Annotated in this window: 21 protein-coding genes, 1 pseudogene and 1 riboswitch; of the genes and pseudogenes, 6 read left to right on the forward strand and 16 right to left on the reverse strand. The window is 64.3% G+C overall.

Translation table 11 applies throughout. The features are described from left to right. Positions 1-2: 2 nt before the first annotated feature. From CHB96_RS08485 to CHB96_RS08505, 5 genes are read right to left on the reverse strand one after another with little or no spacing between them, the layout of a single operon-like run. On the reverse strand, positions 3-920 hold the full coding sequence (locus tag CHB96_RS08485; protein ID WP_089245049.1) for a LysR family transcriptional regulator: 918 nt from the start codon (positions 918-920) through the stop codon (positions 3-5). Position 921: 1 nt separating this feature from the next. Beyond that, a complete protein-coding gene (locus CHB96_RS08490) occupies positions 922-2580 on the reverse strand; it encodes a dipeptide ABC transporter ATP-binding protein (protein ID WP_089245452.1) in 1659 nt (552 codons plus the stop codon). Positions 2581-2585: 5 nt separating this feature from the next. Then, positions 2586-3473 carry an ABC transporter permease gene (locus CHB96_RS08495; RefSeq protein ID WP_089245051.1) on the reverse strand — a complete coding sequence of 296 codons (888 nt, stop codon included), beginning with the start codon at positions 3471-3473 and terminating at the stop codon, positions 2586-2588. Further along, complete coding sequence (locus tag CHB96_RS08500) at positions 3470-4447, reverse strand: ABC transporter permease (RefSeq protein WP_089245053.1); 978 nt, start codon at positions 4445-4447, stop codon at positions 3470-3472. The genes CHB96_RS08495 and CHB96_RS08500 overlap by 4 nt, the downstream gene beginning before the upstream one ends. A gap of 7 nt (positions 4448-4454) precedes the next feature. Beyond that, positions 4455-6161 carry an ABC transporter substrate-binding protein gene (locus tag CHB96_RS08505; RefSeq protein ID WP_245865358.1) on the reverse strand — a complete coding sequence of 569 codons (1707 nt, stop codon included), beginning with the start codon at positions 6159-6161 and terminating at the stop codon, positions 4455-4457. A 369-nt stretch (positions 6162-6530) separates the two neighbouring features. Here CHB96_RS08505 and CHB96_RS08510 point away from each other — a divergent pair, with 369 nt between their 5' ends. Continuing rightward, positions 6531-6737 carry a dodecin gene (locus CHB96_RS08510; protein WP_089245055.1) on the forward strand — a complete coding sequence of 69 codons (207 nt, stop codon included), beginning with the start codon at positions 6531-6533 and terminating at the stop codon, positions 6735-6737. Between the two features lie 35 nt (positions 6738-6772). On the opposite strand, the gene CHB96_RS08515 is transcribed toward CHB96_RS08510, so the two are convergent. Then, a complete protein-coding gene (locus CHB96_RS08515) occupies positions 6773-7195 on the reverse strand; it encodes a GNAT family N-acetyltransferase (protein ID WP_371828997.1) in 423 nt (140 codons plus the stop codon). Between the two features lie 77 nt (positions 7196-7272). Beyond that, on the reverse strand, positions 7273-8550 hold the full coding sequence (locus CHB96_RS08520; RefSeq protein ID WP_089245059.1) for a hypothetical protein: 1278 nt from the start codon (positions 8548-8550) through the stop codon (positions 7273-7275). 233 nt (positions 8551-8783) lie between these two features. On the opposite strand from CHB96_RS08520, the gene CHB96_RS08525 reads away from it, so the two are divergent. After that, positions 8784-9263, forward strand: coding sequence for a winged helix-turn-helix domain-containing protein (locus CHB96_RS08525; RefSeq protein WP_089245061.1), 480 nt, complete (start codon positions 8784-8786; stop codon positions 9261-9263). An 80-nt stretch (positions 9264-9343) separates the two neighbouring features. Then, on the forward strand, positions 9344-10111 hold the full coding sequence (locus tag CHB96_RS08530; protein WP_089245063.1) for a DUF427 domain-containing protein: 768 nt from the start codon (positions 9344-9346) through the stop codon (positions 10109-10111). An 81-nt stretch (positions 10112-10192) separates the two neighbouring features. On the opposite strand, the gene CHB96_RS08535 is transcribed toward CHB96_RS08530, so the two are convergent. Then, positions 10193-11116: a sulfite exporter TauE/SafE family protein gene (locus CHB96_RS08535; RefSeq protein ID WP_089245065.1), complete on the reverse strand. Its 924-nt coding sequence runs from the start codon at positions 11114-11116 to the stop codon at positions 10193-10195. 401 nt (positions 11117-11517) lie between these two features. Here CHB96_RS08535 and CHB96_RS08540 point away from each other — a divergent pair, with 401 nt between their 5' ends. Both CHB96_RS08540 and CHB96_RS08545 read left to right on the forward strand, forming a co-directional pair. Further along, a complete protein-coding gene (locus tag CHB96_RS08540) occupies positions 11518-12246 on the forward strand; it encodes an aminoglycoside 3'-phosphotransferase (protein ID WP_089245067.1) in 729 nt (242 codons plus the stop codon). Continuing rightward, positions 12243-12893, forward strand: a complete 651-nt coding sequence (locus tag CHB96_RS08545; RefSeq protein WP_089245069.1) for a nucleoside/nucleotide kinase family protein — start codon at positions 12243-12245, stop codon at positions 12891-12893. Before CHB96_RS08540 ends, CHB96_RS08545 begins: the two co-directional genes overlap by 4 nt. 96 nt (positions 12894-12989) lie before the next feature. Here the strand turns inward: CHB96_RS08545 and CHB96_RS08550 are convergent, their stop codons facing one another. From CHB96_RS08550 to CHB96_RS08585, 8 genes and pseudogenes are all read right to left on the reverse strand, one after another. Next, a complete protein-coding gene (locus CHB96_RS08550) occupies positions 12990-13787 on the reverse strand; it encodes a TauD/TfdA dioxygenase family protein (RefSeq protein ID WP_089245071.1) in 798 nt (265 codons plus the stop codon). Positions 13788-14022: 235 nt separating this feature from the next. Then, positions 14023-14223 (reverse strand): annotated as a pseudogene (locus tag CHB96_RS08555) (ABC transporter substrate-binding protein); the annotation flags it as partial. Between the two features lie 68 nt (positions 14224-14291). Further along, on the reverse strand, positions 14292-15566 hold the full coding sequence (locus CHB96_RS08560; protein ID WP_089245073.1) for an NtaA/DmoA family FMN-dependent monooxygenase: 1275 nt from the start codon (positions 15564-15566) through the stop codon (positions 14292-14294). A gap of 3 nt (positions 15567-15569) precedes the next feature. Further along, positions 15570-16574, reverse strand: a complete 1005-nt coding sequence (locus CHB96_RS08565) for an ABC transporter substrate-binding protein (protein WP_245865360.1) — start codon at positions 16572-16574, stop codon at positions 15570-15572. After that, complete coding sequence (locus CHB96_RS08570; RefSeq protein ID WP_089245077.1) at positions 16571-16930, reverse strand: 4Fe-4S dicluster domain-containing protein; 360 nt, start codon at positions 16928-16930, stop codon at positions 16571-16573. The genes CHB96_RS08565 and CHB96_RS08570 overlap by 4 nt, the downstream gene beginning before the upstream one ends. Further along, a complete protein-coding gene (locus tag CHB96_RS08575) occupies positions 16927-18531 on the reverse strand; it encodes an FAD-dependent oxidoreductase (protein ID WP_089245079.1) in 1605 nt (534 codons plus the stop codon). Before CHB96_RS08575 ends, CHB96_RS08570 begins: the two co-directional genes overlap by 4 nt. Continuing rightward, positions 18528-19274, reverse strand: a complete 747-nt coding sequence (locus CHB96_RS08580) for an ABC transporter ATP-binding protein (protein WP_089245081.1) — start codon at positions 19272-19274, stop codon at positions 18528-18530. Before CHB96_RS08580 ends, CHB96_RS08575 begins: the two co-directional genes overlap by 4 nt. Continuing rightward, on the reverse strand, positions 19271-20110 hold the full coding sequence (locus CHB96_RS08585) for an ABC transporter permease (protein WP_089245083.1): 840 nt from the start codon (positions 20108-20110) through the stop codon (positions 19271-19273). Before CHB96_RS08585 ends, CHB96_RS08580 begins: the two co-directional genes overlap by 4 nt. A 185-nt stretch (positions 20111-20295) precedes the next feature. After that, positions 20296-20390: riboswitch (SAM riboswitch) on the forward strand. Positions 20391-20398: 8 nt separating this feature from the next. Here CHB96_RS08585 and CHB96_RS08590 point away from each other — a divergent pair. Next, a complete protein-coding gene (locus CHB96_RS08590; RefSeq protein WP_089245085.1) occupies positions 20399-22240 on the forward strand; it encodes an FAD/NAD(P)-binding protein in 1842 nt (613 codons plus the stop codon). Positions 22241-22307: the final 67 nt, after the last annotated feature.

Genomic DNA, 22307 nt, shown 5'->3' on the forward strand with positions numbered 1-22307 from the left:
TGTTACGAAGCCAGGCCGACGTCGGCCACATCTGGTCGGACGCGCTGGCGGAACGCGCGTATCGCAGCCGCGACGGCGGGACGTTCGATGGAGGCTTGCCGGTAGGTGACACCGATCCGGCGCGCCCCGTCGACGATCGGCGCAGCGACCAGATGGCGGAATCTGTCGGGCACCGAGATCTGCGGGACGATCGTGACCCCGAAACCTCGGTCCACCATCTCGGACATCATCGCGAAACTGCCACTGCGGTGGCCTATTCGAGGCGTGAATCCTGCTTGACGACAACTGAACATGATGGACGAGATCGACGGCGCCCCGTCCGGTGCGGCGATCCAATCCGCATCGGCGACGGCGGCGAGGCCGTCGATGGCGATGCGCTCGCGCCACTCGGGCGGTGTGAGCAGCACGAGCGGGTCACTGAACAGGTAGTCCGTCGTCATCCCCGACGGCAGATCGGCGGCACCGAACGAGTACGTGTACGTGATCGCGAGGTCCACCTCCTGTTGCCGCACCGCCGGAACGGAATCGATCGGCATCGAGTCGACGAGACGTACCCGAAGGTCGGGGTGCTCGGCACCCAGCTGTGTCGCGACGGGCAACGCCAGTTCGGACATCGCGGTACTGAAGCACGCGATCTTGAGCACACCGGCGATGGTGTCACCCGTTGCGGCGACGGCACTTTCGGCCTCTTCCAGTGCCGCCAGAATTCTCGCGGTGTGGTCGACGAGGACACGTCCGGCACCCGTCAACCGCAACACCCGACCGTCACGTCTGGTCAGTGCCGCGCCGACTTCCTCTTCGAGGATCCGGAGCTGTTGCGACACTGCTGATGTGGTGATGCCATGCTGTTCCGACACTGCCGTCATCGTCCCGCGCTCGGCGAGATCGCGAAGCAACACCAGCCTCCGGACGTCGTACACGTCAGGCCACCACCACGGACGCGGAACCAGGCACGGCGTCGAGAAGCGAGCGCGTGTACGGATCCGACGGACTCGCGAACACGTCGGCCACTGCGCCTGCCTCGACGACCTGACCCGTCCGCATGACCGTCACATCGTCGGCGACGAGGCGTACGACGCTGAGGTCGTGCGTGATGAACAGGTACGCCAGGCCGAGCTCCGCCTGCAGGTCCACGAGCAACTGCAGGATCTGCGCCTGCACCGACACGTCCAGGGCCGAGACTGCTTCGTCGAGAACGAGCAAACGCGGATCCGCAGCGAGAGCTCGGGCGATCGCGACACGCTGACGTTGCCCACCGGACAGTTCGGCGGCCCTCCGGTGCAGATACGACCCGTCGAGTGCGACCGACGCCAGCAACTGTTCGACGCGATCACGCCGCGCTGCCTTGTCTTTCACCGATCCGAACGCGATGAGCGGCTCGGCAACGATCTGTTCGACGCTGAACTTCGGGTCCAGCGAGGAGAACGGGTTCTGATAGACGAGTTGGATTTCGCGGCGGAAGGGCCGGAGCGCCCGGTGGCGTAGTCCGCTGAGAACCCCGTCGACGTCGCGACCGTGGAAGGTGACGGTGCCTTCGTCTGGAGCGGCCAACCCGACGGCAATGCGTGCCAGCGTCGACTTGCCTGCCCCCGATTCACCGACGATGGCATGCGTCGTGCCCGCTCGTACGACGAGGGATGCGTCGTCGACTGCCGTGAACGCGGCCCCTCTCCCGGCGGAGAAGGTCTTCGTGACGTGATCGATCTCGAGTACGGCAACGCGTCGGTCGACGGCGACGGCGTCCCGTGTCGGGTCGAGCCGGGCCGTCCTGAACGTCGGAGCGGCCGCGAACAGCCGCTGTGTGTACTCGTTCGTCGGCGCGGTCAGCACGTCCGACGTGGCACCGTGCTCGACGATCGCGCCGTCCTTCATGACGACGACACGATCCGCCCGATCCGCCGCCACGCCGAGATCATGGGTGACCAGGAGAATTCCCAGCCCCAACGTGTCACGGAGGTGTGCGAGGTGGTCGAGGATGACCTTCTGGACGGTGACGTCGAGCGCCGACGTCGGCTCGTCGGCGATCAGCAGCTTGGGATCGCTCGCCAGTGCGACGGCGATGAGCACGCGTTGCTTCATACCGCCGGACAGCTCGTGCGGGTACTGCTCGTAGACCCGTTCGACGTCCTTCAGACCCGCCAAGCGCAGCTTCTCGAGGACGAGTTCTCTGGCCTGCGTCGACTCGGCCTGGCGGTGCAGTCGAATTGCTTCGAGGACCTGAACGCCGACCCGTTTGACGGGATTGAGCGACGTGCCGGGATCCTGCGGCACGAACCCGACGAACGGCCCGCGCAGCTGCGCGAGACTGCGATCACGCCAGTCTGTGGTGTCGAGACCGCCCAGTGAGATTCGCCCGGACTCGATCTGCGCCGACGACGGCAGCAGCCGCAGTGCGGCGTGCACCGTCGTACTCTTTCCCGAGCCCGATTCGCCGACGACGGCAACGAATTCACCGGGTTGCACGGTGAGGTCGAGTCCGCGGACCGCCTGCTTCGTGCGACGACCGGTGTACGCGACCTTCAGATCCTCGATCTGCAGTAGCGGCGCTGTGGGATCGACTGTGATCTGCTTCCGACGCATGCCGTTCACTCTCCCCATGTCTTGCTGATGCGGTTGGTCGCGAGAACGACTGCGGCGATGACGATTCCGGGGAAGATCGCGATCCATGGATATGTCGCCAGGTAGTCGCGACCCTCCGAGACGGCGAGGCCCCATTCGGGTTGCGGCGGCGGGGCGCCGTATCCGAGGAATCCCAACGCAGCGACGGCAAGGATGGCCGACCCGCATTCGAGGGCGGCCAACGAGAACACCGCGGCACGTGAGTTGGGTAGCACGTGGCGGAACACGACACGGCCGAAGCTTGCGCCGGAACCGTATGCAGCTTCGACGTATTCGCTTCGCGCGACCTTGAGCACCTCCGAGCGCATGACGCGGGCGAAGGCAGCGATGGCCGTGATGCCGACCGCGAACGCGACTTCGAGCGTTCCGTACCCGAGCGCGGTCACGACCGTCATCGCGAGCAGCAGGCCCGGAATGGCAAGCAGCACATCGACGAATCGCATGACGATCGCATCCGTGCGGCCGCCGATGAATCCGCTGAGCAGTCCGATCACCGATCCGACGATCAGGCCGACGAGGACCGCGAGCAGTGTCGCGGACAACGTGGTCGACGTCCCGTGGATGACGCGTGCAAGCAAGTCGCGTCCGAGGCGATCGGCACCGAACGGGTGGGCGAGGCTGGGCGGGGCGAAACTCGCGTCGATGTCACTGTCGTACGGGCTCTTCGACGTGAACAAACCGGGAACGAACGCCCACGCGATGACGGTGCCGACGACGATCCACGACAGCACCAACCCCGGTGCGGCCAGTGCCCTGCGCAACAAGGGTTCTCGGGCTCGCTCCGGCGCGACCGGTGATGCCTGCGGTTCCTCGAGTGTGGCGTCGTCGAGCACACGTACGTCGAGTGTGGTCACAGCGCTGCCTCCTTGACACGGACGGGCCTGGTCTCGATGCCGGCTCTAGCCTTCAGCCGCGGATCGAGCAGAGGGTAGATCACGTCTACGACAAAATTGATGACGACGAACACCAGCGCCGCGAACACGACGATGGCTTGCACCAACGGCACGTCCTGTGTGCGCACGGCACTTTCGGCGAGCCTGCCGAGGCCGGACCTGGAGAAGATGGTCTCGACGATCACCGCACCCGCAAGAAGATTCCCGACGACCACACCTGCGATCGTCAGAGCGGGCAGGCTTGCGTTCTTGAGCACTTCACGCGTGAGCAGCCAGAATCGAGTGCCGCCCTTCGCAGCGGACACCGTCACGTACGGGGCCTGCAGCCCGAGCGTGATGTTCTTCAGCAGCAGCTGCGCGATGGGCGCCGACACCGGGATGGCGAGCGTGACAGCAGGCAGAATCAACGACGTGAGTCCGCTGTTGCCCATCGGCGGGAACCATCGCAGTTGGAACGAGAAGATCTGCAGCAGAACCAGTCCCACGAGGAACACCGGCACCGACACTCCCGCAGCCGGAACGACCGCGATGAGGTTGGCCAACCAGCGATGGCGAGTGTACGACGCCGTCAGCGCGACGGCGAACGCGATCACGACGGCGATCACGAGCGCGGCAGCAGAGAGAACGAGCGTCTGCGGCAACACCGCCATGATCATCGACCACGCTTGCTCACCGGTGCGGACGGACTGACCGAAGTCTCCCTGAGCTGCGGCGAGCAGTCGATCGAAGTACTGCACGACGAGAGGGTCGTTCAGTCCGAGCGATTCCCTCACTGCCTCTTGTTGTTCCAGCGAGATCGATGCGGTGTCGTTCGGGTCGAACATGACGTCGACAGTGTCGTAGGGCAGAACCCAGAGCAGCACGAACGTGATCGAGTACGCCGCCCAGATCACGAAGATCGACTGCCCCAGTTTCGAGAGAACGTAACGAGTCATGTCAGCCTCACCTCGGATCCAGCCAGGTGTCGTAGAAGACGTTGCGCGACTGCGCCTCGTACTCCACGTTGTGTACCGACGGGCTCACGGCCGTGACCTGGGCTGGGTTGTAGACCGGCACGCTGAGGACGTACTTGTTCAGCAGGAAGTCCTGTGCCGTCGCGGATGCCTCGGCACGCTTGTCCGGATCGAGCGTCGCGCTGACGGCGGCCAACGTGTCGACGGCTTCCTGATAGATCGGGTTGTCCTTCTGAATGCGAGATGCGTTGGTGTACAACGGCGAATACGTCTGCTCCAGCACCGACACGTCGCCACGGCTGGTGTTCGCGGCAGTGATGTTCCACGTGTTCTGCTGCTTCGACGCGGCCGTGTAGTCCGGAATCGGAAGCACGTTCAGCTGCAGATCGATTCCGACCTCTTTCAGGTTCTGCTGGATCAGCTCGTAGGCCGGCTTGTTGATGACCAGGTTGTTGATGCCGAGCAGCTTGACCGTCAGCTTCTGGCCGTCCTTCTCGCGGATGCCGTCGGAACCTTCCTTCCACCCTGCGTCGTCGAGGATCTGCTTGGCCTTCTCCTGGTCCTCCGTCAGGTCGGAGCTGCAGTCCTTCCACCCGGGAACGCGCTCGGACAGAACGGAACTGGAGATCTTGTAACTGTCGGTCAACACCGTCTTCTGCAGCGCGTCACGGCTCCAGCCGAGTTTGATCGCCTCGCGGACCGACTGGTCGTTGGTCGGGAACTGATCGGTCTTGAAGTCGAAGGCGATGTCGCGCCCCGGAATCAGCTGCGGCACGATGCGGTATCCAGCTGCGGTGAGAGGCTGTTCGTCGGTCGAGTTGACGTCCAGGATGGCGTCGACGTCACCCGATTGCAACGCACCGGTACGCACACTGGCCTCGGGGATGACGTCGATCTCGACGGTGTCGAGGTAGGCGTCACCGTTGTGTTTACGGCTGGCCGGCGCCCAGTTGTACCCCTCGCGCTTCGTCAGCACGGTCTTCTGCTGGTACACATGCTCGGTCACCGTGAACGGGCCGGTCGTGACGATGTTCTGCGGCAGCGCGCGGTCGGCCTTGTTCAGTTGCAACGTCGAATGCCCGACGATGCCGGAGAAGTAGTGCGAAAGTGCCTGCAGGAAGCCCGCACTCGGACGGTCGAACGTGACCTTCGCCGTGTACGGATCGAGTGCGACGGTGTTCTGGTAACCGACCCAGTACGCGGTGACGGCCGGAATGTTCAACGCCTCGTTGCCTCGGCCGAGGATGTCGAAGTTCTCGACCACCGAATTCGCGTCGAACTTGGTTCCGTCGTTGAACGTGACGTCGTCGCGCAGGTGGAACGTGAATTCGGTCAGGTCGTCGTTGATTTCCCAGGACTTCGCGAGCCACGGTTCGATCGCGCCGGTCTCCGGATTCTGGTAGGTCAGTTTGTCCGCGGTGTTGCTCGTGATCAGCGACTCGGGATAGGAACCGCCCGAATGAGGATCGAGGTTCGCGGGTGCGTCGAGCAGGGCGAACTTCAGAGTGCCGCCCGACACCGGCTCACCTGCGTCGGCATCGTCGTTCGGGCTCGCGACGGTCGACGCCGCGCATCCGGTGAGCAGCAACGATGTTGCCGTGACAGCGGTGAAGAGAAGATGGATGCCCCGACGTCGTGAAGGTCGTGGTGTGGATTGTCGTCCGGACATGGACGTGCGGAAGCGCCGAAGCGTCATTGCGGAAGTACTCCTCGGGATGTGCAGAAAGGTCGGGATGTGCAGAAAAGACAGTGAAGGCTTGTGATTTCAGCGAACCCGACATCGGCAGGAGTGCACCGGAAACGGGCGATCGACGTTCACGGGCACTCCTCTCCACCGCTCGGCGCGCGACATCTGCACGTGCGCTTCACAATTCGTTCAGAATTTCTGAAGACTCGCGGCGATGTCGTCATTGTTCACTTCATGCTGATGCACGAGTGTGCTCTGCGCGGCGAAGGAAGACCACACTTCGAATCACGGTGATTCTTCGAATCGGTTTCGAAACGCGGCGAAAGGGAGAACCATCGAGTCGGAACGAATCACGAGACTCGAAGAGAAGGGGACAACATGAGTGACAACGTCTACCGCGTCACGGAGATCGTCGGAACGTCGACGGAGAGCACCGATGACGCGGTCCGCAAGGCGATCGCCCGTGCGAGCACGACTCTCAACAACCTCGACTGGTTCGAGGTCGTCGAGACGCGCGGGCACATCGAGAACGGGGCGATCGCCCACTTTCAGGTGACGGTGAAGGTCGGCTTCAAGCTCGAGTAGGGGCTTCGCCCATGTGCACGAAAATACATAACCCGCTATGTATTTTCGTGCACATGCGGTGTCAGTCGCTTCTCGAAACAATTCGAGAACGGCATCGCCTCGTACGGCGGAAAGATCGGGATCCGGGTGTAGCCGCTCTTCTCGTACAGCCGCACGGCGTCGGGCTGCCGGTCTCCGGTCTGCAGGATCAGGCGCGGCAATCCCTCGTCGCGCGCAGCGTTCTCCGAGGCCTCCAGCAGCGCCGACGACACCCCGGATCCGCGGTGATCGGCGTGCACGAACATGCGCTTCAATTCCAGATCCGGACCGTTCCATCGCACAGCCGCATGTCCGACGGCCTGCTCGCCGCGATAGGTCACGAACGTCCGGTGCACCGTGTCCTCGGCGACGGCATTGGCCTGTGTCCGTGCCATGTCGGCAGCCCGGTCCGCATACCGCGGCCCGACCTCGGCAGCCATCGCCGCCCGCAGCGCTTCGGCATCCGGATGGCCCCAGTCCACGACGACGGTGGTCAATTCGGTGGATATCACATCGGTCAAGAGTTCCAACGCTTTCCGTGTTCGGCGTGCGTCCGCAGATACGCGCCGGGGGCGAAATGGGTGTCGTAGAAGTCCAAGTCGATGTTCTGCGCCTGCAGATACATCAGCACATGCACGGTCGGCACCGTGCCGGGTAACTTCCCGAACGTATCGTAGATGTACGACGCCTCCAGCGTGACGAGGTCCTTGGTCGCCTCGGCCGACAGCGCCGACGACCGCACCGCGCGAGTGTCTGCCCACGGTCCCGGTGTATCGGGATGAAAAGGCCCACCAGGGCCGTACTTTCGTTCGATGTACTTCCCGACGCCGTCTGCCACCGTCGCCACGTGCGGTGGCGTCAGAGTCTCGAAATAGCCGTCGAGGCCGGTTGCGTTGGGGAACGGCCATCGTGGGTCGGCGTCGGATCTGAATCCCAGCCCTGGCGCCCGCGGGTCGCCGGATCCGCCGAGAACCGACAGCCGGTCCAAGCCGTCGAACATCCATCCCCCGAGGCCGAGTGCCTGCAGCAGCAGGACGCCGTTGTGTGTGGCCGTCGCGAGTTCCGCACTCGCCTCGGTCAACGTGTACTGCTCGACGAATGTCAGCGGCACCGGATCGTCGTAATGCGTCAGGTGAGAGAACGCGTCGATACCCGGAATCGGCCTGTTGTTCACGTCGTCGAACACGACGTAACCGTTGGCCGCGAAGAACGACAGATTCGCGACGAGATGCTCGGACAGGTCCGCGACAGGGAACGCGAGGAGGCTGCCGGGATGGTTGGCGATCCACGTGTTGTGGCCCTCCATGTACGGCTCTTCACGCGGCAGTTCGAGACGCGAATCGGACAGTCTCACATAGTGATCCGCAGTATGGTTCAGCCAGTCCTCCAGGTCGAAATCGCCTGCGAGAGGGGGCAGATCACGCGTCGGTAGCACGTAGGTCCCGGAGTCGTCGGTGAAGAACAACTGGCTCGTGTGAAAACCGGCCGCCGACGGGAACGTCCGTCCGACGGCACTGCCCGAGTAATTCGGAAATTTGGGCGCATAACCGCCGTGACGCGTGATTCCGTAGTGCCAGCCCGTGACACCGCCGACGACGGACAGCACCAGTGCTCGCTCCACCTCGCTCAGCGGAGTCACGGGATGGCGACTCTTGAATGCGAGCGGCCCGTCGGGAATCTCACCTCCGAGGGGGAACCTGCGCGATCGACGGCCGGCGATGGCGTCGAGCAGGGGGAACGCGGCCGCGTCGGCGAGCGCTTCTCGTTGTGCGTCGGTGATGGTCAAACGTGCCATGACCTGCCCTCCCTTGACATTCCTCGAGTTCACCACCGTCGCCGCCTGCCGTCAACGGTTCGGATCAGCGCGCGCGGAAGTTGCGATCACGCTGATTCGAACCCTGGCGGTCGATCGGTCCGTGGTGTTCGATTCGAAGTCGGCACGTAGCCGAACCGGGAGGACGTCATGGGGAGCTGTACGAGTCGACAGGCCGCGTCGCTCACCCTCACTCCGTCACCGGGAGACTTGCCATGTCCATCGAACCTACTGTCGTACTGAACATCTCGGATTCCGGGACCGGATCACTCGCGGGCCTCGACCGAGATCGCCTGCACCAGTTGGCCGAACTGCTCCGTCAGGTCACTCGCTCGTACGCGGGCGATGCGCGCATCCTGACGCGCTTCGACGTACGCATCAGCGATACCGACGCAGTACTCGTCGTCGACCTTCCTGCTCGTGACGTTCTACTGTCCGGCGTCGGAATCGGGTTGAGCCACACAGAGTTCGAGATCTTCGCACAGCTCGTGAGGCATCCGAGGGTCGTCATCGGCCGTCAGGAATTCGCAGTCACCGCAGGCGGCCGCAGCGTCGACGTGCATCTGTCTCGGATACGCACAAAACTGGGCGCGTTCGGGTCGATGATCACCACGGTCCGCGGCACCGGCTACCGATTCGATCCGACGAGGTCCGTGCGCGTCGTCACCGACCCAGTTCGGCTGCGGACCGCCTGACGAGCGGGTCTTCGCGCGTCGTCCGACTTCGTGGAACGATGGTCATCGCCCCTCGAGAACAGTCGACGTAGGAGGTTGCGATGGCTTTGGCCGGCCACACGAACGCACGGAGAACTACCGCAGCGAACGGAACCGTGTCGATCGAGCCGAATCCACGACGCATCCGCGCGTACTTCGCAGGCGAGGTCGTCGTGGACACCACCGAATCGGTGTATCTGTTCGAGGACGGACATCTGCCTGCGTACTACATTCCGTGGTCGGACGTGCGGACTGCGTTCCTGGTGCCGTCCGACACCAGCACCGTGTGTCCTCGCAAGGGCACTGCCGAGTACCGCTCGATCGCCGTCGGCGACCAGCAGTCCACCGATGCTCTGTGGACGTATCCACAACCGCTCGACGACGCCCTGGATCTGAGCGGATACGTGTCGTTCTACTGGGATCGCGTCGACGCGTGGTTCGAGGAGGACGAGCAGGTGTTCGTGCATCCGCGAGATCCGTACGTACGGGTGGACGTGCTGGCGTCGTCGCGGCATGTCGAGGTGTTCGTCGGCGACGTGCTGGTCGCCGAGACCCACCGGCCGAAGATCCTGTTCGAGACCGGCCTACCTCCGCGCTACTACGTGCCGCGGATCGATGTGAAGAACTGGCTGTTCACGGACTCCGCGACGACGACGGCCTGTCCGTACAAGGGCACGGCGTCGTACGTGTCTCTGAAAGGCGGGCCCGCAGACGTCGCCTGGTTCTATCCACAGACGACGCCCGCGGCGTCCGGTATCGAGGACCACCTGTCGTTCTATCCCGACAGGGGCACTCGAGTTCTGGTCGACGGAGTCGAGCTCGGCGGCTAGCTGGAACCGAGGTGGTACTCGCCGTAGGTGGTCATGCCGGTGAGAATGGCCGACCCCAGTCCCGCTACCAAGGTCTTCGCTCTAGACAGCAACTGCATTGTTCTTCGCCTCCTCGGAGATCTTGTCGGCGGACTCGTTCTCTCGGTCGGCCAGGTAGGCCTTCAGGGAGAACGCGAAGCAGCCGGCCCAGGCCACGACGATCGTCACGTACGCCGCTGCCTGCAGACCACCGCTCAGCTCGAACCAGCCGCTGCGGAACAGGCTGCGGGTGTTGGTCAGCACGATGATGCCGCCCACCGACGCTCCCAACAGCCGTGGGGGCACGTGACGGACCAGCCACGCTGCCAGCGGTGCCGCGATGACGCCGCCCCCCAGAATCGCCAGCACCCAGCCCACGTTGATGCCTTGCGAACCGAGGCTGAACAGGAAGCCGAGGCTCGCCGCGAGGGCGATCACGAACTCGCTGGTGTCGATCGATCCGATGACCTTGCGTGGTTCCAGTCGGCCGCTCGCGAGGATCGCAGGCGTGCCGACAGGGCCCCAACCACCGCCGCCCGTCGCGTCGACGAAACCGGCCACCAACCCGAGCGGGGCCAGGAACCGCTTACGCAACGGTTTACCCAGGTGGCCACGAGGGATTCCCTGGACAGTGAACCGAATCAGGATGTACAGGCCGAGTACCAGCAGGATGATCGCCATGACCGGCGCTGCGCTCTCGGTGGACAGGTTGGACAGCACCGTCGCACCTGCGAACGCACCGACCGCGCCGGGAAGCGCGATCCGACGGACGACCTTCCAGTCGACGTTGCCGAACTTCCAATGGGACAGGCCCGAGATGAACGTCGTGCCGATCTCCGCCAAGTGGACCGTCGCCGACGCCGTGGCGGGATTGGTGCCGATGGCGAGCAGAAGCGTCGTCGTCGTGACGCCGTATGCCATACCGAGAGCACCGTCGACCAGTTGGGCCGCCAGCCCGACCAGCCCGATGAGGATGAGTGTCTTCACATCTTTCTCCGCTGAGTGAGAGCCGATTCCGGGGTTGGGTCAGATCGGACTCGGACACGACGGGCGGTTGGTGTGCACCCGATCAATGGAAGACACTCGCCCGGCATTCGTCAAGGGTTGAAATCACCTGATTTGCACACGGATTCGTTGCGCGAACGAAGTAGCTTCGCGGATCGGCTGGGTAAATAACCTCCCCGATTTGGGATCCGAACCCTCTGCAGAAGGTTCGGATCCCAAAACGGGGAGGTTATTCGTGGCGGTCATCGATATCTGCGGCGTTCGACGGAATTCTTCGCAGAAACTCTTGTGATGCGAACAATCGCGCGAGCCTGCCGACGCAAGCCCGATCGTGCGTCAGCACCTCGATGCGCCGCCTCGCCCCGCGTGGTTCGATGACGAGCATGACCCGGCCGGACCCACGAACCACTCCCCCGCCCGCGGTCCGGCAGCTCGCCGGCGAACGCAGCATCGCAGCCGTCTGGCGTAACGAGATCGGCGGCACCACGTTCCGTCTGGAAGGCACGTCGGACGAGCTCTATGTCAAGTGGTCACCAGCGAATTCCGACGTCGACCTGGCCGAGGAAGCCGAAAAGCTCACCTGGGCAAGCACGTACGTTCGCGTTCCCGAGGTCCTGGGGCATGGTTCGGACACCAATGGGCAGTGGCTCGCCACACGCGCGTTGCCCGGCACGAACGCAGTCGACGAACGCTGGGTCTCGAGGCCGGAGGAAGCTGCCCACGCGATCGGCCTCGGACTGCGAGCGTTTCACGATTCGATCCCAACCGACCGTTGCCCGTTCGACTGGTCCATCGAACGTCGCCTCGACCATGCACGGCAACAGGGTCTTTCACCCGAAGTCGGCACACGTCCCTTCGACCTCGATCTCGTCGTCTGCCACGGTGACGCGTGCGCCCCCAACACCCTGCTCGACGCCGCTGGCACCGTCACCGGCCACGTCGACCTCGGCCGGATGGGTCTCGCGGACCGCTGGGCAGACCTCGCACCTGCAATCATGAGTACCGAATGGAACTACGGTCGCACCTACACCGACGACGTCCTCGCCGGCTACGGCATCGAACTCGACCGCGACAGATTCGAATTTTACTCACGACTATGGAGTGAAACATGAGCGACGCCCGCGCACAGATCATCGGCCGGATCGCGCAGCACGTGTGTGCCCTCGACCTGAGTCACGCTACGCGGGTAGCGGTGGACGGCATCACCGCGTCGGGTAAATCGACTCTCGCACAGGAGTTGACAGTGGCGATACGAACGCGTGACCGGCCTGCGGTACACCTGACAATGGACGGTTTCCATCATCCTCGGGCCCGGCGTTACCGCCAGGGTCGGCAGTCCGCCGACGGTTACTACGAGGACGCCTACGACTTCCAGTCGCTGATCGATCGGGTACTCGTGCCCCTGGGTCCGGCGGGATCGAGCGAATACACTTCAGCCATAATCGATTTGGCTTCGGACGTTCCGGTCGACAATCCGCCCAGTTCAGTAGCAGCGGGCACGGTGCTCGTCGTCGACGGCACTTTCCTGCAGCGCGCGCCCACGAACACGCATTGGGACATCACCATTTTTGTCGACACCGACTTCGAGGTAGCACGCGCCCGAGGCGTAGCGAGAGATGCCGAACGCCTCGGCGGACCGAGCAAGGCTGCCCAGGCATTCGATGTGCGCTATCACGCAGCGTGCAGGCGCTACGTGGACGAAGTGTCTCCGAAAGAATCAGCAACATTCGTCTTCGACAACAACGATCGGGATATCTGATCCGCGCAGGCGCTCACCAGATCGCCAGGTGCACGCGGATTGGCTAGCGAATTGCCGTGCACCTGGCAGATCGGTGAGCACCTGTCACGCCGGGACCTAGACCTCCGGCGCCGCGGCCAACACCTTGCGGTACCTCCGAGGCCCGACGCCGTAGTCGTCGATCGCGTAGTGCCAGGTGGCCAGGTTGTTCCACAGAACGAAATCGCCCGCACTCCAGCCGAATCGGATGGTGTAGTTCGGTGACGACGCGTGTTCGAGGAGGAACGGCAGCAATGCCTTGCTCTCGCCCGCCGTCACGCCCTCGAGGTGGCGGGCGCCAGTGCTGATGAACAAGCCCTTGCGCCCGTTTCGGTCCTGCCGTACGACGGGGTGCGCAACGGTCTGCTTCACCTCGCCGCGCTCGGCACCCTGTGCGTAGTGGACGGCATTGGAGTCGTACACGGCACTGACGCCGTCGAGCAGCACTTTCACCGGCTCGGACAGGTCGTCGTACGCCGCCTGGAGATCCGCCCATAGGGTGTGGCCGCCGAGTTCCGAGACCTCCTCGTACACAAGCGATTCGATCGAGAACGGCGGAGTGCGCCAGACGCCACCGATGTGCCATGAGCTGGCCTTGCCAGTGCTCTGCACGTTGTAGGGGTAGACGAGCGGGTGTTCGTCGTGTCGGATCGCCGTCGGATGATCGAACGGCTCGTCGAAGATGCGCACCGCCTCGACCTGCTGAGCGGGCGACAGGTTCGCCCCTCGGAACACGAGGACCTTGTGCTCGTCGAACTCCCGACGAAGCGAAGCGCGGGTCTCGTCGTCGACCGGCTGCGTCAGGTCGATGTCGGAGATTTCCGCACCGAACAGCGGGCCGGCACGATGGACTTGGTAACTCAGAGTGGCTGTCATGACTCGACGCTAGAACCGGACACCCGGTCCGAGAAGAGTTGAAATCAGCCTAATTCCAACGGCCACAAGAACATCAGCCGTGAACGGACAACTCTTCCGCCGCACGCGCACACCCCGCGCCGCACTCGGCGTGATCGTCGAACCAGCTCAAGTCGAAGATCCGTTTCAGCCATGCCATACCCAGCAACCTAGACGCCCCGGACCGACGCCGACACCCTTCGAATCACGCTGATTCTTACCCCACCCACGTGTCGAAGAACTGCAGGCGAGCCGACGCCTCGAACTCGAGGTCGTGCACGCCGGGTCCCGCACCGATGGCCTGGGACAGCTCGATCGTCGGGATCAGCAAACCGTTGTCGGCCACGAGCTGCTGTGCACGCTGGAGCAGCTCCTTACGCGCCTCGGGGTCGTTCGTGGCCAGCTGCGCGGACAGGATCCCCGTTACGACGACGGCAGCCGACGCCACCGGTACCCACCTACGCATGCGTTCCCCCATCGGACTCGTCAGACCAGCTCGAGATTTTCCCTGAAAGTGTTTCCCACATAATCGTTTCCGACGATTCCACGACGCCTCAGCTCAGGAAGCAACCCGTTCAGCGCGAAGTCCCGTGTCCGCGGATCGCCGAGACCGCCGATGGAGATGACGTCGAGCACTCCTGCGTCGTAACGCTCTTGAATGGCGTCGGCGAGTTGCTCGGGTGTACCAGCGAGAGCCCAGTGTCCGGTGTCCTTCGACGCGATGATCAACTCGCGCAGCGTCTTTCCACCTGCAGCGAGCTTTCCGAATATCTCGACGCGGCCGCGTCGGCGATTCACGGTCTTGGGATCGGGCAGCAAGTCCAGCGGAATCGGTTTGTCCAGCGGCAGTTCCGACAAGTCGATCGCACCGCCGAGCATGTCCGCGAGCCTGGCGCGACCGGCAACGAAGTCGGTTGCCTCGTCACGTTCCTTCACCAACGTCTTCACCTCGGCCTCCGACGCGCCGTAGGTTGCGTGGAACGAACTGAAGATCAGCGGCAGTTCGTCGCCGCGACCCAATTCTGCTGCACGAGAACGGATCGCCTTCGTGTACGTCACCGCGTCGTCGAGCGTCGCGAGCGAGGTGAACACCACCTCGGCGAACCGAGCTCCCAGTTCGATCCCGCCGGCAGATTGCCCCGCTTGGAACTGCACCGGACGACCCTGCGGCAGCGACGGAATGTTCAGCGGCCCTTGTACTGTGTAGTACTTGCCGCGGTAGTCGATGGGCTGCACGAGCGACGCATCGAGAACGGCACCGCCGGGCCCGGGCGTCAGGGCACCGGGTTTCCAACTGTCGAACAACGCGTGCACGACTTCGAGCGACTCGGTGGCACTCGCGTACCGCTCCTCGGGGCTCGGCAGATCCTGATCGCCGTAGTTCTCCTCACCGAGCGACGACGTCACGGCATTCCACGCGGCTCGCCCGTTGCTGACGTGATCGAGCGTGCCGAACAACCTCGCAAGGTTGTACGGATGATGAAACGTCGTCGTGACCGTAGCAATGAGCCCGACGTGCTTCGTGACCGCTGCCAGCGCCGCCAGATAGATCAACGGTTCCTGCGCGCCGATGGCTCCCTGTGCTCCGAAGCTCAACAGATCGGCGGCGAACAGAGCGTCGATCTTGTTGGCCTCCGCGATGTTCGCGATCTCGATCGACGACGCCAGCGTCGACTGCGTCGGATCGACGGCCAAGTCGTAGATGTCGAGACCACCGCTGACGCCGGTGACCGTCTTCAGCGTGCGACGACGGCTCGTCATCGATTACGCCTCCCCTTCGGCGTCCGGCTGATAGAACCATTCCGTCAGATCGAAGTCTTCCCGAATGTTGCCCTTGTCCACCAGGAACTGCTTGGTACCGGTCAACAGCTCGACGGCCTTGGCCGGAAAGGGTTCCTCGGCAATGGAATCGGGGTTGGCGGCCCCGCGGACGATGTCGGGTGAGAAGTTGGACTGACTGATCTCGTACGCGAGGTAATCGTCCCAGTTCTCCTTCGCGTACGTCGCCGACGACGCCAGAAGCTGCTGCCATGCCGCGCCGAAGTCCGGGTTGGTCTCCAAGAACTGGTTGCTGCTCACCGACGCGCTCGTACCGGCGAGGTCGCGGTGGTCGTCGTACACCGAGTCGACCTGGTGAAAGCCCTTGGCCAGGAACGCATGCAGAGACGCCGACGGGTTGACGTCGGGCAGCGCCGCCGCGTCGATCTCGCCGGAGTTCAGCGGTGCCTCCTGATCGGCCGGATACAGGTGGATCAACTCTGCGGTGATCCCTTCCTCCTGCAATGCACCCTGCAGGTACCGGTCGATGTACGAACCCGACGGCACACCGATCTTCCTGCCTTGCAGATCACGAAGCGACGTGATCGCCGGATCCTTCGCGACGACGCCTGCATTGTTGTCGAATGCCGTCACCGCGAGCAGACGCGTATCGAGGCCGCTCCCCTTCGCGACGAGTGCGGGTGTGTCTCCGTAGTTCGCGACGTCGAGCTCGCCGGCGACGAGCGCCTGGTTGAGGTCGGGGCCGTTCGGGAAACTGAAGATCTCGACGTTCTCGACACCGAGATCGGCCAGGGCAGGCACCAACTTGTCCTGCGAGTGCGCGAAGCCGAGTGGACCGGACAGCGTGTTGCCCGACCCGATCGTGCCGATACGCAGTGTCTTGATCTCGGCTCGCGTCGCCGAACCTGCATCGTCGGAACTACATCCCGACACGACGAGTGCCAGCGCAGCCGATGCGGCGACGAGTACGGCACCGAAGGTGTTTTTCACTTCTGAAGAATCTTTCTGTTCGTGTTCAATCGGGGTGGTGGATCACCGTGCGGCAGAGGAGGTCCCACCGCTGTCAACGTGCCCGCAGCACGCCCCTTGCCCCAGCCGATCTTTTCGCGGTAGCGGCCGATCTGGTCGCTCGGCACCTCGTGGTCGGCGGCCAACGGGATCGACTGCGGGTCGACGTACAACGCGTCGACCGGGCAGTAGGCCTCGCACATGAAGCACGTCTGACAGTCGGACTGGCGGGCGATCTCCGGTAGACCCGATTCGGTCCGGTCGAACACGTTGGTCGGGCACACGTCGACGCACTTGTCGCAGCCGATGCACGCGTCGGCGAGGACGAGTTCGATCACGAGGCCTCCCGTACTTCGTTGTGGTCGACGGCTTTCAGCGCGCCGGGACGGGTCCACACGTAGTCGAGGCCGCCGCTGAGAATGTGGTGGTGCTGTGCGTCGTCGAGACCCGGGTAATCCTCGCGCTTGCTCATCCCGCGCGATTCGGTCCTCGCGAGCGCCGAGTGATACATCCAGCGCCCGACAGCCGTGATCGCAGCAGACTGACGAGAGCGCAACCGCGATTCACCGTCGGAGCCCCGGAGTCCGGAAACACCGTCGTACCAGAGGCTTTCGAGTCCACTGAGAGCCTCCCGCAGTCGTTCGCCCTCGCGCAGGAAATTCTTCTCGTACGGGACGAGCTCGGACTGGGCGATCTGCAGCACCTCGGCATGGTCGAGTGCGAACGACCGTGTCGGTCGCAGACCCGCGCCGCCCGCACCGCGCAGTTCAGGGGCTGGCACGATCCCGGACGTCCGAGCGAAGCGCGCAGCGGCCGTCCCGGCCCATGTCCCCGACGACATCGCCCACGCGGAATTGTGGCTGCCACCACCGGTGAAGCCGCCGCAGATGCGCTCGCGCGTCGCAGCGTCACCCGCGGCGAACAGACCGGGGACCCCCGTCGCACATGTGTCGTCGACGAGTTCGATTCCGCCGGTACCCCGTACGGTTCCCTCTGCCAGCAACGTGACCGGGAATCGATCGGTGAACGGATCGATGCCGCGACGGTCGAACTGCAGGAAGAAGTTGGGTTGGCCGAGTCGCATCTGGCGCTGCACCGTCTCGTCTGCACGATCCAGCTGCGCGAATACTCTCTCCTGCAACAAGGTTCGGGCAATCACCGAACGTCCCTTGGTCGAGCCTGCGCCGTCGATGACGGAGCCGTCGGCACGGAAGAACGTCGCGTAGCCGTAGTACGCCGTCTTCGTGATCGTCGAGTTCTCGGGAACGAGCGCATACGCGTTGGAGAATTCCATGCCGGAGAACTGCGCACCCACCTCGGCTGCCATCAACGCGCCGTCGCCGGTGTCGACGTTGGTGCCCAACGCTTTCGACAGGAACGCACAGCCGCCGCTGGCGATGACGACCGCTCCGGCCGACACCCGATAGTCGCGGTCCTCCTGTCGCTGCCAACCCGCGACCCCGCGCACCTGCCCATCGGCATCGACGAGAAGTTCCAGTGCCGGTGAGTGATCGAGGATGCGAACACCACGACGTGACACCCACGCCCGCATGCGTCGCATGTATTCCGGTCCCTGCAGGCCCGTTCGGATCTGGCGGCCCGACTTCTCGTCGACCGGGAACGGATACCTACCCTCGGTCGCGAGGAGATCCATGTTCTCGTAGGTCTGGTCGAGCACTCGATCCATCCAGTGGTGATCGGCCAGATGACCACCCAATGTCTCGCGGCTCGCCTTGGCTTTGTCCCGCTCGCTCCGAGCCGGATCCACGTACCAGACCCCGGTACCCGACGGTGCCGTAGCGCCGGACGTTCCGCAGTATCCCTTGTCGACGAGCACGACGTCGGCGCCCGCTTGCGCCGCCCGCAACGCGGCCCACGTACCCGCGGGTCCTCCCCCGATCACGATCACGTCGGCGGTGAGGTCGAGTACATCGGTCACTGTGAACTCCTCGCGTGTCCAGTCGGGGCCTCGGCATCGACACCGAGGCCTGTCAGCAATCTCTTGCGCAATGCAGCATGCTCGGGCGTCAGCACGGATCGTGGACGCGGTGCGTCGACGACGACCTCCTCGGCAATTCGCCCGGCTCGCAACAGCAACGCGCGATCGGCGAGAAGAAGTGCCTCCTCGACGTCGTGCGTGACGAGCAGCACCGACGGACGATGCTGCTGCCACAGCTGCGCGACGAGTGCCTGCGCCTTCAGCCGTGTCAACGCGTCGAGTGCGCCGAACGGTTCGTCGAGCAACAGCACATCCGGCGTCCGAACCAGAGCTCGTGCCAACGCAACTCGCTGCGATTCACCACCCGACAGGGTCGACGGCCACACCTCGGCCTTGGATTCGAGACCGACCTCGGTGAGCGCGTCGAGTGCACGACGTCGGAGGTCCGAACCCTTCACGCCCAGAACGACATTGCGCCACACGTTCAGCCACGGCATCAGGCGGTGTTCCTGGAAGACGATCGCTCGGGACTCCGCGACGTCGAGTGTGCCCGTGAATCCCGAGTCCAGGCCACCGATCGCGCGGAGCAGCGTGCTCTTGCCCGACCCACTCGCACCGAGAAGCGCGACGAATTCTCCTGGCCTGATGTCGAGGTCGACGCCGTCGAGCACGACTTTGCCGTCGAACGCGCGGCCGGCGCCCGCGACGTGCACGCCCCGGTGTTCTCTGATCGATGTCGTCATTGCCCCTCGAATCCGGTTCGCCACGACAGGAATCGGTGCTCGAGAATGCGCACGAACACGTCGGTCAGCAAGCCGGAAATCGCGTAGATGACCAGCACGAGGAAGATCTGATCGGTACGCAGGAACTCCTTGGCGTCGTTCATCAGGAAGCCGAGGCCGACGGGCGTCGTCTGCATTTCGGCGACGACCAGCGCCAGCCATCCGATACCGAGAGCCTGCCGAAGCCCGACGAAGATCTGCGGCAGCGCCGCGGGCAGGACGATGCGGCGCACCAGTTCGAACCGTCCGAGTCCGAGCGATTGTGCTGCCTCGACGAGCCGGCGATCCACACTTCGAATCCCCGCCAGCACGTTCAGATAGATCGGGAAGATCGGCGCGACGATGATCAGCGCGATCTTGAACGAGTCACCGATGCCGAACCAGATGATGAAGACCGGCACCAATGCGAGCGCAGGCATCATGCGCAGCACCTGGATCGGAGCGTTCACGATGTCCTCGGCGACGCGCAGCAGTCCAGCCGCCGCGCCCAGTACGAGGCCGATCGCGATGCCGATCGACAAACCGATGACAACCCGCCTGGTCGACGCCAGCAGGTGCTGCCACAGCTCGCCCGTCTTGATCAGATCCCACCCGGCCTCGAGAACTTCGGACGGCGCAGGCGTCGTCGTCCCCAGCCAGCCGCGCGCACCGAGCTGCCACAGAACGAGGATCGCGACGAGTCCCGACGACTGCCGCGCGAGGCGAATCAGGCGTCGCGGCAGGCCGGACGAACCGACCTCGTCGGGCGGTCGGGTGACCGAAACATCCTTCTCGGTTCTGTCGAGCTGCAGCGTCATACGTCGAAAACACCTCGGTCTTGCGCACGGAAAAGGGAGGCACCGCGGCGTGGGGCTGTACGCACGGTCGAAGCCTGTGTCCGCAGCGTACGAAGGTTTCGCGACGAGCAGAAGAAATAGAATCATCGTGATTCTGCGTTGACCCCCTGTGTGGCCCAACCGCACGGTGACGGTTATTGTCACCTCAACCATCCAGAGCGGCCGAGAGTCCTGGCTCAGCGACGCCGCAGCAACCCCCGACGCAAGTAGGTGCGGGTGCTTCCGCCAGGTTCGATGGAGGCACGAGGAATGAGCAGCACCCCACAGCACCGCATCGCGATCGTCGGCGGCGGCCCTCGCGGAACGGGTGTGCTCGAACGCCTCCTCGCCCACCTGAGCGAGCGCGACACCGACGATGCCGTGTCGATTCACGTGTTCGACCCGTTCCCCGCAGGCGCAGGCCGGATCTGGCGCGGCAGCCAGCCACCTCTGCTGTGGATGAATTCCGTCGCCGCCGACGTCACCATGTTCACGGACGAGACAACGCTGGTCGACGGCCCGATCAGGCCCGGACCGACGCTGGCCGAGTGGGTTCTCGGCAACATCGACACGTTGCGGCAGGACCAGGAGCTCGCCGCCGAACTCGAGACGTTCACCAGTAGCTCGTTCGCGTCACGCACTCTGCAGAGTCGCTACCTGGAATGGGTGTTCGCGCAGTCCGTTGCCGACGCACCTGCCGATGTGCAGGTACATCGCCGAACCGTCGTCGACATCGGTGACGGTGAGTCGCAGCGACTGACCCTCGACGACGGTTCGACCCTCGACGTGGACACCGTCCTCCTCGCGCAAGGCCATCCGGACGCGCTTCCGTCGGCCGCCGAAACCTATCTCCAGAGGTTCGCCGAGACCCACGATCTGACGTACGTCGGGCCCGGCTACACCGCCGACCTGGATCCCGACGTCGTGCCGGGCGGGGAACCCATCCTCGTGGCCGGTCTCGGCCTCGCGTTCATCGACTGGATGGTGCTGCTCGCCGAGAGCCGCGGCGGCATCTTCTCCCGTAACGCCGACGGCGATCTGACGTACGAGCCGTCCGGTCGCGAGCCGATCATCCACGCGGGGTCGCGTCGCGGCGTCCCGTATCACTCGAAGATCGGCTACGACATCGCCGCCGCACGGTCGCCACTGCCGAAATACTTCACCGCAGACGCGTTCCCCGGTGACAGCAGGCTCGACTTCCGTCGCGACATCTGGCCGATTGCAGCGAAAGAGATTGCGGGCGCGCATTTCTACGAGTTGTTCGCCTCGCATCCCGATCGTACGACGGGTTCCTGGACGGACTTCGAAGCCCGATTCGACGGCCTCGCATGGGGATCCGCGGAGTCCATCGAGCTGGTCGAAGAGTTCGTCCCGAAGGACGACGACCGAATCGACCTCGCGCGTCTCGACCGTCCGCTGACCGGCGAGACCTACGACGGCATCGACGACGCGACCACGCGCATCGTCGGCTACATCGACGCCGACCTGGCACGACGCGCCGATCACCATTACAGCAGCGACGCGGCCGTGTTCAATGCGCTGCTGTCGGTCTACATGACGACCGGAGAACTGTTGCGCCGCGGTCGAATTCCGGCGGAGTCCGTCGCCACGGACATCGAGGGGTGGCTGCACTCGTTCTTCAGTTTCATCGCCAGCGGGCCTCCCCCGCAGCGGCTCGAACAGCTGAAGGCACTCGCGTCGTGCGGCATCGTTCGGTTCCTCGGACCGGACACGACGTTCAGCGCCGACACCACCGCGGGCCTGTTCGTCGCCCAGAGCGCGGCGCATTCCGAGGTGGTCACCGCGAGGACACTCGTCGACGCGCGGTTGCCGGTTGCGTCGATCCAGTCGAGCGGGGACGCGCTGCTCCGCACGCTGCACGAACGCGGCGACATGGTCGAGATCCGTGCGAACGAACGAAGCGCTGCGAAGATCTCCGTCGACGGTCGCTCGCGAATCACCAAGTCGGACGGGTCCGTTCACGAAAGCCGCTACGCTGTCGGCCCCTGGGTGGCGGGACACACGTGGTCGTCGGCGTTCCCGCGGCCTCGCACCAACGCGGGGTTCTTCCGGCACAACGACGCGTTGGCGGTCGAGCTGTTGCGCGCGTAGTCGGTCCCTGCCCCGACTTCGAATCACGCTAACGCAAACTGTTGTGGCGCTTGCCGCATCCGGGGTT

Origin of the sequence: Rhodococcoides kyotonense (assembly GCF_900188125.1) — a bacterium.
GTDB classification, from domain to species: Bacteria; Actinomycetota; Actinomycetes; order Mycobacteriales; family Mycobacteriaceae; genus Rhodococcoides; species Rhodococcoides kyotonense.